The following is a 15680-nucleotide window of genomic DNA, read 5'->3' as shown; positions in this document are numbered from 1 at the left end:
GTAGTAAAATGTCGATAGATGTGGTAATAATAATTAGAGTCTAGATTTATCGTTTAATCTCACATCCATATGCTAGATGTGATTTGAGCTACAATAGAGGAGGGACAACATGACACGTGTTGTATTTATGGGAACTCCTGACTTTTCAGTTCCTGTTTTAGAAACAATTATTAAAGAAGGTTATGAAGTCGTTGGGGTTGTCACACAACCTGATCGTCCGGTTGGACGTAAACGTATTTTAACACCAACACCAGTTAAACAAAAAGCGTTAGAGCACAACATCCCAGTGTTCCAACCTGAAAAAATTAAAGAAGATTATCAGACAGTTTTAGATTGGAATCCAGATTTAATTATTACAGCTGCCTTTGGTCAAATCATCCCGAAAATTTTATTAGATGCACCAAAGTTCGGATGTATTAATGTCCACGCTTCGTTATTACCAAAATATCGTGGTGGTGCACCGATTCATAAAGCGATTATTGATGGTGAAAAAGAAACAGGAGTTACAATCATGTACATGGATGTCAAAATGGATACAGGAGACATGATTAGTAAAGTGGTTGTTCCAATTGAGGAAAAAGATCACACAGGAAGTATGTTTGAAAAATTAAGTGTCGCTGGGGCGAAGCTTTTAGCAGAAACATTACCTAAATTATTAGCAGGTGAGATCGAGGCAATTCCTCAAAATCATGAAGAAGCGACATTTGCATGGAATATTAAGCGCGAAGATGAGCGTATTGATTGGTATAAACCAGCCAATGTTTTATATAACCAAGTTCGTGGACTTCACCCTTGGCCGGTAGCATTCACGCAATTAGATGAGTTATCAGTAAAAATTTGGTGGGCCGAACCAAATAATCATTTATATGATGCTGAACCTGGAACGATTGTGAAAGTTGAAAAGGATGGAATCGTGGTGGCATGTGGTGATCATGCCGGATTAAAGATTACAGATATTCAAATCTCAGGTAAAAAACGTATGGATGTTGCAAGCCTTTTAAATGGTTCACATCCAATTGAAGTTGGAAAGAAATTCAACTAACAAATAATCTATAGGAGGTAGTAAGACATGGCAAAACAATATGTTGGACAAACAGAATACTCAAAAGATACGAATCCAGTGGCAACAATTGAAATGGAAAACGGTGGAGTAATGAAAATCGAATTATATCCAGAAGTAGCTCCACAGTCAGTTCGTAACTTCATCTCATTAGCAAACAAAGGATTCTACAACGGTGTTATTTTCCACCGTGTCATCCGTAGTTTCATGATTCAAGGTGGAGACCCACAAGGTTTAGGAATTGGTGGACCAGGGTACAGCATCTACGGAGAATTCAAATCAAATGGATTTGACAACCCAGTGAAACATGAACGTGGAGTTATTTCTATGGCGCGTACAAACGTTCCAAACTCAGCTGGATCACAATTCTTTATCATGCATAAAGATTCTTCACATTTAGATGGAAGCTATGCAGCCTTCGGTAAAGTGATTGAAGGAATCGATGTTGTTGATCAAATTGCTAGCGTAGAATGTAACCATTTAGATCAACCAGTCATTGGGCAAGTCATGAAATCAGTGACAGTTGATACTAAAGGTGTTGACTACGAAGAACCAAACAAATTATAATTTCTAAAAGGACTAAACGAAAGTTTAGTTCTTTTTCTATATATAACCTTCATTAATTTTTTCATATCGTAAAAAATTTAAGTAACTATTCAGCCTAGTAGAAAAGAGTATCACAAAAAGGAGTGCTCATTTAGTGAAGTACTCCTTGTGAATGTTATGAAAATTGAATCGTATTTCCCATTAAAATGGTTTCAATACTTTCGATAATATTTAATCCTTGCTTTTGACAAGTAGAGATGAAACCTCTGATTCGGGCGAAACAATGAGCACCTTTTTCTGTTCGGAAACATCCGGATATTTTTTGTTTAGTTTTAGTCATTCGGACATCACGCTCAGCTAAATTATTATCAAACGGAACTTCAACTTGATACAGAAATTCTAATACTTCTTCTTGTCGTTTCGATAAACGATTGAGTAATCGAACGGAATCCGTATTCTTTTCATGCAGTTTTAAAGGATTCTCACGGTAACCCTCTTCGATGATTTGTTGGTATCGTTTCTCAAACTCCTGTATTTTAGATAAGGGTAAAGGAGATTCCGTCTCTTCTGAATAAGTTTTAGCTTCAAGTAATAATTTCGTCATGTTTTTTGCCCACTGTTGGTTCTCAAAATCGATGATTCCTTTAAACTCTCTTAAATGATGAACGTTACATAAAGCATGCGTACAATCATCATATTTAAAATACGGGGTCCAATGGTCATGGATGACGGTTCCTTTGAAAGAGGGAAGAATGCCATTGGCTTCAATTGCTTGAGAGCCACGCTTTTCATGAACAAAGTAATGCGTGAATTTTTGATTTGAAGTCACGTGAAGCCAGTGTCTCTTTCCATTGACATAACAGCCTGTTTCATCTAAATGAAGATGATTTGATGCCAAAAGATTTTCTTTGATTGAAGCTTCAGTCGTTTCTAATAACTCATCACATCGTTTCGTCATATTCACCAGTGTTCCTTGGCTGATGGTCGCTTTGAAAATATCTTGAGTCAATTGTTTCAGACGGTTGAAAGGAATCAATTGATAGTGACTGAAATAAGTTAATACACTTGTTAAATGTGGCCCATATTGTGTCGGTTGTGTGACATGTTTCGGAAATAGTCCTTCATTTTTAAAGTGACAGTTAGGACATACTTTAATTTGGGATTGATGCTCAGTCACTTGAAGCCTTAAGCTCGGTAAATCAAAAACTTGACGTCGAATCGTTTTTTAAGGTTCAACGTTTTCTAAACAACACCCACACCCTTGGCAAGTTTTCGGATGATGTGTGACGACAAGATCCGGATCTTTTACCATTTTTAAGGTTGAACCTTGATGCCCGACTTGACCACCCGTTTTTTTATTTGAAGGTTGACGCAAACTTTTTGTCTTTTTAAAACCATCGGTTGACGGAGGTAAGCTACTATTTTGACTGGTTTGATTTGATTGTTTTTCAAGTTTCTTAAGGCGAGCATCTAAATCTGAAACAGTCTGAGATAACTCAGAGATTTGAGTGGAAAGTCCTTGAACTAAACTAATAACGGATTGAATCCCCTCCTGATAAACTTTGATGATTTCAGATTCTGACATGAGATGACACCTTCTTCTAAAGTTGGAATAGTAAGGATATTATAACGTAAATCTTACAAATAGGTAAGTTATTCACGAGAGCTACATATCATTAACAAAAACACCAAGAAACGGAATTCGTTTACTTGGTGGCTGAATAGTTACAAATTTAATTAGACTGTAGGATTTCTTATACACTGCTACTTGAGGATTAATGCTTCGCATGGTAGGTGACCGAGTATCAAAAAGCCTTAAGAACTATGTATTATTCAAAAAATTTGAAAGATATTTCGGCTTATATATAGTCACACATGAAGCTTATTTATTGAAGGTATAAGTCTTAAACTCATTAAATGTTTATCACATAGGCTAATAATAGAAACAGTAAATTTTTATGATTTATAAAAATGATGATTTCTTATTTATCATTTAAGGTAGCGTTTGTTTTTTTGGAGTAAAGCTAGTAAAATGATAGATAAAAGAGGGGGGAGATTAATGTTTAAAAATATTCATCATGTTGCGATTATTGCTTCTAATTATGAGGTATCGAAATCATTTTATGTGGATGTCTTAGGTTTTGAAGTGATTCGAGAAAATTATCGTATCGACCGTAATTCGTATAAATTAGATTTAAAAATTGGAGACAGTGAAATTGAGCTATTCTCATTTCCAAATAGTCCAAAGCGTCCATCTTATCCAGAAGCATGTGGATTAAGACACCTTTGTTTTAAAGTAGATGATATAGAAGCAGCTGTTAACATGTTAAAAGATAAAGGAATTGAGACTGAAGAGATTCGTCTAGATGAATATACTAATACAAGATTCGTCTTTTTTAGAGACCCAGATGGTCTACCACTAGAGTTACATGAGTAGAAATAAATTTAAAACATAATAATGTTTAAAATTAAAGTGCATATTATTGGGAATAAAAAGGATAGTATGTTAAACTTTAAAGGTAAAAAAACTATATAAAATACTTCGCAATTTTCTAAAGGAGAGATCAGTTAATGGAGAGTTTGAAGCTAGTTGAAAATGTTTACTGGTTAGGGATTCAAGATCACGATCTTGAAGTGTTTGACGTTGTTATGGAAACAAAATATGGAACATCATATAATTCTTATTTTGTAAAAGGAGAAGACAAGGTTGCGTTATTTGATACAGTGAAAGCGCCTTATTTTGAAGATTATCTTCAAAAAATTCAAAAACATGTTTCAATTGATGAAATCGACTATATCATCGTTCATCATACAGAGCCCGATCATGCAGGATCAATTGAAAAATTAATCAAATTAAATCCAAATATTACGGTTATTGCTTCAGCCGTAGCTATTCGTTATTTACGTAACATTGTGAATATTGATTTCAAATCACAAGCTGTAAAAATGAATGATGTATTAGATTTAGGTGGGCGTACATTAAAATTCATCTCAGCACCAAACTTACATTGGCCAGATACTATTTATAGTTATTTAGTAGAAGAAGAAATTTTATTTACATGTGACTCATTTGGTAGTCATTATGCGTTTGATGATGTATTAATGTCAAAATTACCAGTAGAAAAAAATGACGACTACATGGATGCATTATTAAACTATTATAATCCAATCTTCGCACCATTTAAAACGTATGTGTTAAAAGCAATTGCGACTCTTTCGGGATTAAATATTAAGATGATTTGCCCTGGACATGGACCGGTATTAGATGCACGCATTGAAGAAATTATGAATATCTATAAAGAATGGTCAACGGAAGACTTCTCAACAGAAAAATTAGTGGTAATTCCATTCACATCAGCTTATGGATATACAAAGATGATGGCTGAGACAGTTAAAGAAGGAATCGTAATGGTTAACCCGAATGTCACAGTTCGTTTATACGATTTAGATATTAAGAGCTTCCCAGAGGTAAAAGAACAATTATTTGCGGATTTATATGCAGCTGATGCAATTGCTATCGGAGCAACAACTGTGAATAAAGATGCAGTGCCAATCGTTTGGGATGTCTTAACAGGAATGAATCCAGTGACTCATGGTGGAAAATTTGGTGCAGCCTTCGGTTCATATGGATGGAGTGGAGAAGCGGTGGATAATGTTCATGCCCGTTTAACACAATTAAAATTAAAAATGGTTGAACCGGTTAAGTTATGCTTTAAACCTGATGAAGAAAAATTAGCTGACGTATTAACACTTGGAAAAACAATTGGACGTAGTTTATTAGAAGGACGTTTAGTTTGTGATTTAGATTAGTTATTTAAAAGACAGTCATGTTTGACTGTCTTTTTTATAGTGGTTATTTTGAGTGATTCATGTTATAATTTAAGAAAATTTTGGAAGAGAGGGTGCTTGAATGGAATTAGGAAATCAGTTAGATACCAGTCAAGGTTGTGTGATTGAAAAGAAAAAAGGATTAGATGCCTCACAATTAAAAATAATCGCTCTAGTCACGATGTTAATTGATCATATTGGTGCAATTATCATCCCTTTTTTACAAGGATATACTGAAAATATGACCACGTTTATTGCGCTTGAAGGAATGATGGTGATCATGCGTTTAGTTGGACGAATCTCATTTCCAATCTTTGCTTTTTTGGTTGTCAATGGGTTCTATCACACGCGTAATCGGAAAAAATATTTATTAAGATTAAGTATTTTTGCTTTGATTTCCGAGCCATTTTTTGATATTGCTATTTCAGGGAGATGGTTAGAATTCACTCACCAAAATGTCTTTTTCACCTTGGCTTTAGGTTTATTAGCCATTTGGGGATATGATAATATCTCTAAAGATCAAGGATTTAAATTTATAGGGGGATTATTTATTATTCTCATAGGCTTAATAGCTGCAAATTTAAGAACAGACTATGACCTTTATGGAATTCTCACCATTTTTATGATGTATCTCTTTTTTGAAAATAAAACTCGTATGAGTATTATGTTGGTTGTCCTTAATTTATTATTATATGGTCAATCGATTGGCATGTGGTCCTCTGTTTCATCTTTTATTCATGATGGATATGGCTTTGTGACGACCGATGGGTTTGGAATGATTCTACAAGTTTTAGTGTATTTACAGTGTGTTGCTCAATTGTTCTGTCTTGCTGCCTTATGGCCAATTTCGAAATACAATGGAGAGAAAGGATCAATAAAGCTGAATAAATATTTCTTTTATGCTTTTTATCCTCTTCACCTTTTTATTTTAAGTTTAATGATTGTTATTTTGAAGAATATATTATAACTCATTAGCGAAGGCTGGTGAGTTTTTTTTGATATAAGATTTTTATTCATGTAAAATAGTGTATTTTTTACTAAAAATATATTATAATTTACTTAAGTTTTAGTAAAAGGTGGTGTTGGTTATGGCGAGAATGAATATTAAAAAGGCATATAAGAAAAATTTCATGTTAGCAAAAGTGTTATATGAGGATGGCTTTTTTGCCTCTTATCATGTCTCGAAACACTTAAAAAATTTATTACGTATCCGTTCAATTTTATTGTCATTAGGTTCAGAGTGGCAACAATATGGTTATTTAGAAGCTTCATTGTATAAAAAACTTGAGGATTTACAGCATCATACACAAAAAAGTTTAAAACAATCAACCATGAGTATTAAAGAGTGGGAAGCAAAAGTGTATGAATTAGAAGCTCATGTGGAACGATTACCACTTAAGACTGGAAATGAACAGTTATTTTTATATCTTCAAAAGTTAAAAAGTTTAACGGTTGATTTAAATGATAAATTATTAACGTATCATCGCCGTTATGAGCGAGTTGAAGCTGATTTATTATTTATTATGGAACAAGTTGAAAAGGAAGACTTCGTTGCTTAATTTGAAAGAGAAAAAAAGCCTTAAGAACCCTTTAGGAGTTTCTAAGGCTTTTAATATGAGCAGATTAACGTTCATCCGAATCGCTATAAACATAAAATGAATGTTGCAAAGTCATACAGTTTTCATGACTTTATGCTTCGATATATAAGTCCAGATAAGTTTTTTACATTGTAAAAAATTTTAAATCCCTAGCAGTTGAGGATTAGATTGTCTTCGACAATCTGCCAGGTGACCCATTCCCTAGCAATGGTGGATTGTTTCACAAGTGAAGCTGCTAGGTGACCCCTGGACGATAGTCTGCCTTGCATTCCCTACCAATGGAGGAAACATGCTTCGCATGGCAGGTGACTCACGGTATGACTATCATATATTTGAGTTGCTATATTAAATGTAGAAAAGGTTTCTGTTTCTATATAGATTTGTCATCGTGTTTGAATGAGTAGAAATCTTTGGTTTTAGTTAGGTAGGGTTGATCTTTTATTTTTTCCTGCTCATGACGGTAAATGTTTTTTTAAAAATGAATATTTAATGAGTAGATGTTCAAATTTAAAAAATAAGAAAAAGATGGATTGATTTAAGTAACGTCGGTGATAATAAAATTATATGTGATTTGATACATAAAACGATTAAATAGAGTGAAAAAGCAATTTCCACTTTTCACGAATTTTGGTGCATGTTATAATATATTGACTTTAAAAGGAAAGTAAGTGATGAAATGTTAGCAGGAAAATTTCATGAAATGAAAGTGGAGCGTCAGACGCCACTTGGTTATACATTAATGCTAGATGGTGAAGAGTTCTTCTTACATCAAGCAGAAGTAACGCATCCTATCGAAGTTGGAGAAACAATCGAAGTCTTCGTTTATTATGATGCAAAAAAACGTTTAACAGCAACGATGCAAGAGCCAGCAGTGACAACAGAAGAATTCGGTTGGGTTGAAGTAGTAGATGTGCGTAAAGATTTAGGAGTTTTTGTTGATATCGGAATTAACAAAAACATTTTAATCGCACCATCAGACTTACCAATTTTCGAATCATTATGGCCACAAGTCGGAGATTATGTGTATTGTTATTTAAAAGAATCACAATCAAACTACTTATTTGCAATCTTAGCTCGCCCACAAGAGTTTGGCGGAGTTAAAGAGGAGGCTCCACAATCATTACATGGTAAAAAGGTAAAAGCGCGTGTAATTCGTACAGGTAAAATCGGAACAAACGTCATTACAGAAGAAGGATACATGGGATTCATTCATGAAAGTGAACGTCGTGAAGAACCACGTCTTGGAGAAGTAGTTGAGGGACGTGTCGTACGTGTAAAAGATAATGGTGAATTTAATATGTCATTAATTCCACAAAAGGAATTTGCGATTGTGGAAGACTCAGACATTATTTTAGAATATTTAATGGGACGTCGTGGGGCGATGCCGTTTTATGATAAATCAGAACCAGACGATATTCGTCGTGTCTTTAAAATGAGTAAGGCCTCATTTAAGCGTGCATTAGGGCGTTTAATGAAAGAGGGAAAAGTTTATCAAGAAGATGGATGGACTTATTTAAAAGAAGACACAGATTCAAACGAATAAGTCTAATTATTCATCAGGACATCAGAGAAGGAGTGTGGAACAGATGAATATTTTAAAAAATGAACAAGTTTCAATTAAACTGAAGAACTTAGGGATTATGATTATAGGGGTATTTTTATATGTGTTAGCGATGAATATGTTTATTTCGCCTGCTAATCTATATACAGGTGGAGTGACAGGGATTGCGCAGTTAATAATAGCCTTTGCTTCTTCTGCATTTGGGATTCAATTAAGTTTAGGTGGATTAATTTTCTTATTGAATGTGCCACTTTTATATTTAGCGTGGCGTTCAATTGGAAAACGATTTGCTGTCTTAAGTATTTTAACAGTTGTGTTGCAATCCATCATTTTAGAATTAGTTCCCATGGGAAAATTCTCTGATGATATTTTACTAAACGCTGTATTTGGTGGGGTGTTAATCGGTGTTGGTGTAGGAATGATTTTAAAAATTGGTGCATCAACTGGGGGAACAGATATTGTCTCACAATACATCTCAATGAAGTTTAATGGTTCTTTTGGAAAGTACTCATTTGGTATTAATGCAGTTATTATTTTATTAGCTGGAATTACACAAGGATGGGAAACAGCCTTATATACTATTATTTCAATTTACATTACGTCCGTCGTCGTGGATAGAATTCATACGATTCATCAAAATTTGACATTATATATCGTAACGAGTAAAGAAGATGAAATGATTGATGCGATTCAAAAACAACTTTATCGAGGAATTACGGTTTTAGAAGGCCGTGGTGCTTATACAAAGAATAATAAAAGTGTGTTGATGATAGTATTATCAAGTTATGAGTTATATGAAGCATTAGCGGTTATTAAAATGGTTGATGATCATGCTTTCACAAACGTCGTGCGTAGTGAGATGGTTCAAGGTCACTTTGTTAGAAAAGAAATTAAATAGATTTCTGTTTTTTGACAAAAATTCAAAGCTTCGAATGGTATTCTGTCTTTAATGTGATAGGAGGGAGACAGAATGTCGGTTCAAGTGAAATGTTTTGATGAAGAACATGAGCTAGATTTAGAAAGTGTCGTCAATGAATTTTTAAAAACATTACCTTATCAATCGGTCATAGATATTAAATACTCTATCTCTCACTTCAGTGATACAGAGGGACAGGTTTATAGTTATTCGGCTATGATTATTTATGAAGCATAGACAAAAAGTACCTTTTTTTAGGTGCTTTTTTTCATGGAATAATGATGTCTAAAATCATGGGATAAATTGTATGTAGATGTACACAAAATAGTAACAATTTTTTCGTTTCCTGTCGGGAGAAAACATGTTATAATTTCTCAAGAATTAAATCAAAGATTCCGTTTTAATAGAGAGAATGCTGCGTGAAAAACGGAAGTGGAGGAATTTGGTAATGGGTATTATTAAGGCAGAACATTTAAAAAAAGAATTTAAAAGTTTAGCAATGATTTCGGTTGGGATTTTGCTATTCGCCATTGGAATTAACTGGTTTATCAACCCATCGGGGTTATATGTAGGTGGGGTTACAGGGATTTCTCAGTTAATTAGTCGATTCCTTTATAGTGCATGGGGGATTAAGATTAATCTTGGAATGCTTATTTGGTCCATTAACATCCCGTTATTACTAATTGCATATAAGTTTATTGGGAAACGTTTCACCTATCATACGCTATATACGGTAACACTGATGACGTTAGGTTTGAATATTGTTCCAGAAATTTCTTTTTCTGATGATGTGTTATTAAATATCGTTGTTGGTGGAATGATTTATGCTTTAGGTAGTGGAACGATCTTAAAGTATGGCGGTTCAACTGGAGGACTTGATATTTTATCACAAATTTTATCCATGAGAACGCAAGGGTCATTTGGTCAATACTCATTTGCTGTAAACTGTGTGATTATTGCAATTGCAGGATGTGTTGATGGATGGGAAATTGCATTATATACGATTTTATTAATCTTTGTTCAAATGCAAATTATTGACCGTATTCATACTCCACATCAAAGCTATACAGTGTTTATTGTCACAAATAAGCAAGATGAGGTGATTTCAACTTTACAAAGTCGATTAGGTCGTGGGATTACTATTATTAATGCGGAGGGAGCTTACACGCATCAAAATCGTAGTTTATTAATGATGGTTGTTTCAAGCTATGAATTATATATTGCTTTACAATTATTAAATGAGGTCGATCCAAACTCGTTTACGAACGTCTTACAAAGTTCACAAGTTCAAGGGAACTTCGGGCGTAAAATTGTTGATAAAACACAATAATCAAAAAGTTGCTTCTAATTTAGAAGCAACTTTTTTAAAATTTCTCAATCAATGAGGAAAGACTGATGAATTTAGGGGAGAATTGTGTGAAATGACAGATGAAAGTAGGCAGATTATGTTATAATATAAAATGACATCACTATACATACATCAGGTAAACAGGAGAACGGAGTGGTATTATGGCAAATGCCCGCGAATTGGCATTGCAGACGTTAACCGATATTTTAATAGATGGAGCTTATAGTAATCATGCTTTAAGTGAACAAATTGAAAAAAATGAGTTAACAGTTCAAGATAAAAATTTCATGACTGAATTGGTTTATGGAACATTACAACATGAACAGTTATTGAATTTTTATGTGACACCCTTCTTTAACGGAAAAGTCAAAGCATGGGTTCGTATTTTAATTCAAATGACCCTATATCAAATGTTATTTTTAGATAGTGTCCCAGAACACGCAGCAATCTCTGAAGCGGTTAAGATTGCTAAAAAACGTGGAGGGCAATTTAATGGCAAATTAGTGAATGCTATTTTACGTGAAATGACACGTACCCCATTGCCAAGTCTTGATACGATTAAAGATGAGGCGGAGCGTTTGGCGGTTGAAACGTCACATCCACTTTGGTTGATTAAATTGTGGAGTAAGCAATTCGGTTGGGAAAAAACGATTCAGATGGCTCGTGCTAATAATGAGCGTGTCAATGTGACGATTCGTGTCAATGGTGTTCGTGGAACACGTGAAGAATTAAAGCAAAAACTTGAATCGGAAGGCATCACATGTGAGTATGGTAATTTGAGCCAAGATGCACTAGTTATTTTAAAAGGTAATGTGATTAAGACGAAGGCTTTTGAGCAAGGATGGTTCTATGTTCAAGATGAATCGTCAATGCTAGTCGCACGTGCGTTAAAACCAAAACATCATTCGAAAGTATTAGATACATGCTCAGCACCTGGTGGAAAAACGACACATGTAGCAGAGTTAATGCGTCAAACAGGAACGGTTTATGCCCATGACGTTTATGAGCATAAAATTAAATTAATCGAAGATAATGTGAAACGTTTAGGGTTAACAAACGTCGTAGCGACATTGCAAGATGCAACAACTTTAAATGAACGTTATGAGTCAGATAGCTTTGATGCCGTTTTAGTGGATGCTCCATGTTCAGGATTAGGTATTTTAAGACGTCATCCAGAAGTTAAAATTACGAAACAACCTTCGGATTTAGATGAAATCATGATGATTCAAAAGAAAATTTTAAATACAGTTGCCCCATTAGTTAAAGTAGGGGGAACACTGGTTTATAGTACATGTACCGTAAATCGTAAAGAAAATGATAAAATGGTTGAGCAATTCCTAGCACAACATCCAGAATATGAACTCGATGCAACATTAGTCAATCGACTTCCAGAGGTTTTACACGAGCAAACGAAAAAAGGAAGGGTTCAATTATTCCCAGGTGATTATCAAACAGATGGTTTCTTTATTGCTTGCTTAAAGCGCCAAGCTTAATTTCAGAAATGATTGCATGAGAATCTGTGTTTTAGCAGGATAATATATAGAAGAAACAGTCGTTTTTTTACATCGGTAAACGTGATTATTTCTGGCGTTAGCCTTAGTTTAGGATAGTTTAAGACTATAACTTTGAGTTAGGCAATGTAAATGATTGATCTGTTTCTATATAGATAGATGACTGACACAGCAATGACTTTAACGAATTTAGTAGAAATGGTGGTGCTAATATGGAGTTTAAATCCATTTTTAGTTTAAATATTGAAGATTGGCAGAATTGGTTAGTAGCCAATAACCAACCAAAGTTTCGTGCGAAACAAATTTTTGATTGGTTATATAAAAAACGTGTGCCATCAATTGATGAGATGAGTAATTTACCGAAAGATTTAAAACATTTATTAAGTGAAACATTTGATTTCACAACCTTATCAGAACGTAAAAAACAAATCGCAAGTGATGGAACAACAAAGTTTTTATTTGAATTAGCAGATGGAAACTTAATTGAAACGGTGTTAATGCGTCACAACTATGGTTATTCTGTTTGTGTGACGACACAAGTTGGGTGCCGCATTGGATGTAAGTTCTGTGCTTCTACCTTAAGCGGCTTAAAACGTAATTTAGAGGCAGGGGAAATTGTAGCACAAGTTTTACGTGTTCAACAATACTTAGATGAAACAGAAGGTCGTGTTAGTCATATTGTTGTGATGGGAATTGGAGAACCATTTGAAAATTATGATAATTTAACTCGATTCATTAATATTATTAATGATGATAAAGGGTTAAATATTGGAGCACGTCATATTACTGTTTCAACAAGTGGGATTGTTCCGAAAATTTATGATTTTGCCGAGCATCATCCTCAAGTTTCATTTGCGATTTCATTACATGCACCAACCGATGAATTGCGTACGCAATTAATGCCAATTAACCGTGCTTATCCATTAGAAAAGTTAATGGAAGCGGCGAAGTTTTATGTAAATAAAACACATCGTCGTATCACTTTTGAATATGGATTAATTAAAAATGTCAATGATACAGTAGAATGTGCAACAAAATTAGCGGACTTATTAAAAGGAATGAATTGTCACGTCAATTTAATTCCGGTGAATTATGTACCGGAACGTGGGTTTGATCGTACACCAATTGAACATATTGAACAATTTGAGAAGACATTAAAAAAACGTGGGATTAATGCAACTGTTCGACGCGAGTTAGGAAGTGACATCGACGCGGCTTGTGGACAGTTAAGAGCTAAAGAGGGGGCTTTATAGAATGTTTGACCAGATGTGTTATAAGACTGATGTCGGAAAAATCCGACCACATAACGAAGATGCTGTTAAAATTTATAAAAATCAACATTGCTCAATTATTGTAGTAGCCGATGGCATGGGAGGGCATGAAGCGGGAGAAGTCGCAAGTGCCATGGTATTAAAAACAATCGAGCAATACTTTAATGAGGACTTAACATTTGATGACTCAGAAATATTGAGAAAATGGTTAAAGAAGATTTTACATCAAGTAAATCAAGATATCTTGACGTATATTGAAGATCATCATATCTCACATGGAATGGGAACGACAGCTATTGTAACTGTGATGACTAAGTCTTTTATCGCATTTGCACATATTGGGGATAGTCGAGCTTATCTTTTATCCCATCACCAATTAAGACAGATTACAAAGGATCATACCTTCGTTCGTAAACTAGTCGAAGAAGGAAAACTATCTGAACAAGAAGCAAAAAATCATCCACATCGTAATATTATTATGAATGCTCTTGGGGTGAATAAAGAATTGAAATTTGATTATCTTGTGTTAGAGCATTATCAATTAGATGCCATCTTACTTTGTACAGACGGGTTAACATCGATGGTAGATGATCAAGAGATTCTTGCTATTTTAAGCAAACAAACGTCAACAGAAGAAAAAGTAAATTTACTGATTGAAGTGGCGAATCGTAATGGAGGAAAAGATAATATATCAGTGGCTTTATGCGAACGCCTCGAAGGGAGTGACTCTTTATGATTATCGGAACAACGATTAATTCGCGCTATGACATTAAGATGCTAATTGGTGATGGTGGAATGGCTAATGTTTATTTAGCGTATGACCGTACACTAAAACGACATGTAGCGATTAAAATGTTACGATATGAGCTTTCGAAAGATGAACGTTTCATTAAACGATTTAAACGTGAATCAGCACAAGTGATTAATTTGGATCATCCGAACATCGTTCATGTTTATACAGTTGGTGATTATAAGCAACAGCCGTTTATTGTCATGGAATATGTTAAAGGAAAAACATTGAAAGATTATTTACGTGAACATGGAGCGTTAGAACCTCAAACAGTGATTCATATTATGACGCAATTAGCTGAGGGGGTTTTATATGCTCATCAAAACAATATCATTCATCGCGATCTTAAATCGCAAAATATTATGATTACTGATGATCAAGTTGTAAAAATTACTGATTTCGGAATTGCTCTTTCAAGTAATGAGGCAGATATGACACAAACGAACACGATTATGGGTTCGGTTCATTATTTAGCACCGGAATTAGCACGTGGAAATTTAGCAACTGAGCGCTCAGATATTTATGCGTTAGGAATTATTTTATATGAATTATTAACGGGAGATGTGCCTTTTAAAGGAGAAGGTGCGGTTAATATTGCCCTTCAACATTTAGAAGCAGAAATGCCTTCAATCAAGCTAGTCAAAGAGGAATTACCGAATAGTTTAGATAACATTATTAGTCGTTGTACCTGCAAGCTACCAAGCGATCGATACCACAGTGTTGATGAATTATTAATTGATTTAAACTCAGCGTTAACAACTGAGCGTGTCGATGAGCCTCTTCTAAGTGAAAGTATAAAAGATGAGGCACTTGAAAAAACGATGGTGATGTCTGACCTGAAGAAGGAGGTATCAGAAGAAATGGCTAAGAAATCAAAGAAAAAGCGTAAAGGACGAAAAGGAAAGAAATTTGACTTTTTAAACTCAGCTTTATTAGTCTCTTTCACTGTTTTCTTAATTTGTGCCATCACGCTTTATTATGTCATTATCTATCGACCTGCCACTCATAAAGTCGCTGAAGTTTATGTTCCAGATGTTTCAACGATGACAGTGACAGAGGCAGAAAAGGAATTAAAAGACATCGGACTTAAATATGCAAAAGTCATTTATATTGAAGATGAGAATTATGAAGATGGTGATGTATTTAAAACATCACCGGCTATCGGAACACGCGTAAAAGTGAAGTCTAGTGTTACGTTATATGTCGCAAAGACTCCAGAAAAATCATCTTCAACGAGACAAGAATAATAGA

Annotated in this window: 16 protein-coding genes; 14 read left to right on the top strand and 2 right to left on the bottom strand. The window is 34.4% G+C overall.

What is annotated here, in order from left to right; genetic code table 11:
• Nucleotides 1-109 precede the first annotated feature (109 nt).
• Nucleotides 110-1042 carry a methionyl-tRNA formyltransferase gene (gene fmt, locus AT726_RS01545; RefSeq protein ID WP_055242099.1) on the top strand — a complete coding sequence of 311 codons (933 nt, stop codon included), beginning with the start codon at nucleotides 110-112 and terminating at the stop codon, nucleotides 1040-1042.
• A gap of 27 nt (nucleotides 1043-1069) precedes the next feature.
• Nucleotides 1070-1627, top strand: coding sequence for a peptidylprolyl isomerase (locus AT726_RS01540; protein ID WP_055242101.1), 558 nt, complete (start codon nucleotides 1070-1072; stop codon nucleotides 1625-1627).
• A gap of 154 nt (nucleotides 1628-1781) precedes the next feature.
• Here the strand turns inward: AT726_RS01540 and tnpC are convergent, their stop codons facing one another.
• The gene (gene tnpC / locus AT726_RS01535; RefSeq protein WP_068758880.1) at nucleotides 1782-2783 is read right to left on the bottom strand and encodes an IS66 family transposase; all 1002 of its coding nucleotides are present in this window, start codon (nucleotides 2781-2783) and stop codon (nucleotides 1782-1784) included.
• A gap of 48 nt (nucleotides 2784-2831) precedes the next feature.
• Entirely contained in the window at nucleotides 2832-3191 is a 360-nt protein-coding gene (locus AT726_RS01530) for a DUF6444 domain-containing protein (RefSeq protein ID WP_068758879.1), read from the bottom strand.
• A 474-nt stretch (nucleotides 3192-3665) separates the two neighbouring features.
• On the opposite strand from AT726_RS01530, the gene gloA2 reads away from it, so the two are divergent.
• The 12 genes from gloA2 (at nucleotide 3666) to pknB (ending at nucleotide 15676) form a co-directional block, all read left to right on the top strand.
• Nucleotides 3666-4043 (top strand): SMU1112c/YaeR family gloxylase I-like metalloprotein, encoded by a 378-nt coding sequence (gene gloA2 / locus AT726_RS01525; protein WP_055242103.1) that lies wholly within the window; start codon nucleotides 3666-3668, stop codon nucleotides 4041-4043.
• Between the two features lie 134 nt (nucleotides 4044-4177).
• Nucleotides 4178-5416: an FprA family A-type flavoprotein gene (locus AT726_RS01520; protein ID WP_068758878.1), complete on the top strand. Its 1239-nt coding sequence runs from the start codon at nucleotides 4178-4180 to the stop codon at nucleotides 5414-5416.
• Nucleotides 5417-5516: 100 nt separating this feature from the next.
• Nucleotides 5517-6401 (top strand): TraX family protein, encoded by an 885-nt coding sequence (locus AT726_RS01515; protein ID WP_055305955.1) that lies wholly within the window; start codon nucleotides 5517-5519, stop codon nucleotides 6399-6401.
• A gap of 121 nt (nucleotides 6402-6522) precedes the next feature.
• Nucleotides 6523-6993 (top strand): hypothetical protein, encoded by a 471-nt coding sequence (locus tag AT726_RS01510; protein WP_055242109.1) that lies wholly within the window; start codon nucleotides 6523-6525, stop codon nucleotides 6991-6993.
• 715 nt (nucleotides 6994-7708) lie between these two features.
• Nucleotides 7709-8575: a CvfB family protein gene (locus AT726_RS01505; RefSeq protein WP_055274816.1), complete on the top strand. Its 867-nt coding sequence runs from the start codon at nucleotides 7709-7711 to the stop codon at nucleotides 8573-8575.
• 43 nt (nucleotides 8576-8618) lie between these two features.
• Entirely contained in the window at nucleotides 8619-9491 is an 873-nt protein-coding gene (locus AT726_RS01500) for a YitT family protein (protein ID WP_055242113.1), read from the top strand.
• A gap of 72 nt (nucleotides 9492-9563) precedes the next feature.
• Nucleotides 9564-9746, top strand: a complete 183-nt coding sequence (locus tag AT726_RS01495) for a sporulation protein Cse60 (protein ID WP_055242115.1) — start codon at nucleotides 9564-9566, stop codon at nucleotides 9744-9746.
• Nucleotides 9747-9957: 211 nt separating this feature from the next.
• On the top strand, nucleotides 9958-10839 hold the full coding sequence (locus AT726_RS01490) for a YitT family protein (protein WP_068758877.1): 882 nt from the start codon (nucleotides 9958-9960) through the stop codon (nucleotides 10837-10839).
• 179 nt (nucleotides 10840-11018) lie between these two features.
• Nucleotides 11019-12350: a 16S rRNA (cytosine(967)-C(5))-methyltransferase RsmB gene (gene rsmB, locus AT726_RS01485; protein WP_068758876.1), complete on the top strand. Its 1332-nt coding sequence runs from the start codon at nucleotides 11019-11021 to the stop codon at nucleotides 12348-12350.
• Between the two features lie 230 nt (nucleotides 12351-12580).
• Entirely contained in the window at nucleotides 12581-13621 is a 1041-nt protein-coding gene (gene rlmN, locus AT726_RS01480; RefSeq protein ID WP_055242121.1) for a 23S rRNA (adenine(2503)-C(2))-methyltransferase RlmN, read from the top strand.
• Nucleotide 13622: 1 nt separating this feature from the next.
• Entirely contained in the window at nucleotides 13623-14375 is a 753-nt protein-coding gene (locus AT726_RS01475; protein ID WP_055274823.1) for a Stp1/IreP family PP2C-type Ser/Thr phosphatase, read from the top strand.
• On the top strand, nucleotides 14372-15676 hold the full coding sequence (gene pknB, locus AT726_RS01470) for a Stk1 family PASTA domain-containing Ser/Thr kinase (protein WP_082704855.1): 1305 nt from the start codon (nucleotides 14372-14374) through the stop codon (nucleotides 15674-15676). Before AT726_RS01475 ends, pknB begins: the two co-directional genes overlap by 4 nt.
• Nucleotides 15677-15680 lie beyond the last annotated feature (4 nt).

Origin of the sequence: Turicibacter sp. H121 (genome assembly GCF_001543345.1) — a bacterium.
Lineage (GTDB): Bacteria > Bacillota_I > Bacilli_A > MOL361 > Turicibacteraceae > Turicibacter > Turicibacter bilis.
This window is presented reverse-complemented; position numbering and strand designations above follow the sequence as displayed.

Excerpts from the sequence above, each read along its gene's own strand:
- AT726_RS01520 (WP_068758878.1), top strand. The coding sequence starts at position 4,178 with ATGGAGAGTTTGAAGCTAGTTGAAAATGTTTACTGGTTAGGGATTCAA.
- rlmN (WP_055242121.1), top strand. The coding sequence starts at position 12,581 with ATGGAGTTTAAATCCATTTTTAGTTTAAATATTGAAGATTGGCAGAAT.
- AT726_RS01530 (WP_068758879.1), bottom strand. The coding sequence starts at position 3,191 with ATGTCAGAATCTGAAATCATCAAAGTTTATCAGGAGGGGATTCAATCC.
- AT726_RS01500 (WP_055242113.1), top strand. The coding sequence starts at position 8,619 with ATGAATATTTTAAAAAATGAACAAGTTTCAATTAAACTGAAGAACTTA.
- fmt (WP_055242099.1), top strand. The coding sequence starts at position 110 with ATGACACGTGTTGTATTTATGGGAACTCCTGACTTTTCAGTTCCTGTT.
- AT726_RS01505 (WP_055274816.1), top strand. The coding sequence starts at position 7,709 with ATGTTAGCAGGAAAATTTCATGAAATGAAAGTGGAGCGTCAGACGCCA.
- AT726_RS01475 (WP_055274823.1), top strand. The coding sequence starts at position 13,623 with ATGTTTGACCAGATGTGTTATAAGACTGATGTCGGAAAAATCCGACCA.
- gloA2 (WP_055242103.1), top strand. The coding sequence starts at position 3,666 with ATGTTTAAAAATATTCATCATGTTGCGATTATTGCTTCTAATTATGAG.
- AT726_RS01495 (WP_055242115.1), top strand. The coding sequence starts at position 9,564 with ATGTCGGTTCAAGTGAAATGTTTTGATGAAGAACATGAGCTAGATTTA.
- AT726_RS01515 (WP_055305955.1), top strand. The coding sequence starts at position 5,517 with ATGGAATTAGGAAATCAGTTAGATACCAGTCAAGGTTGTGTGATTGAA.
- AT726_RS01540 (WP_055242101.1), top strand. The coding sequence starts at position 1,070 with ATGGCAAAACAATATGTTGGACAAACAGAATACTCAAAAGATACGAAT.
- AT726_RS01490 (WP_068758877.1), top strand. The coding sequence starts at position 9,958 with ATGGGTATTATTAAGGCAGAACATTTAAAAAAAGAATTTAAAAGTTTA.
- pknB (WP_082704855.1), top strand. The coding sequence starts at position 14,372 with ATGATTATCGGAACAACGATTAATTCGCGCTATGACATTAAGATGCTA.
- AT726_RS01510 (WP_055242109.1), top strand. The coding sequence starts at position 6,523 with ATGGCGAGAATGAATATTAAAAAGGCATATAAGAAAAATTTCATGTTA.
- rsmB (WP_068758876.1), top strand. The coding sequence starts at position 11,019 with ATGGCAAATGCCCGCGAATTGGCATTGCAGACGTTAACCGATATTTTA.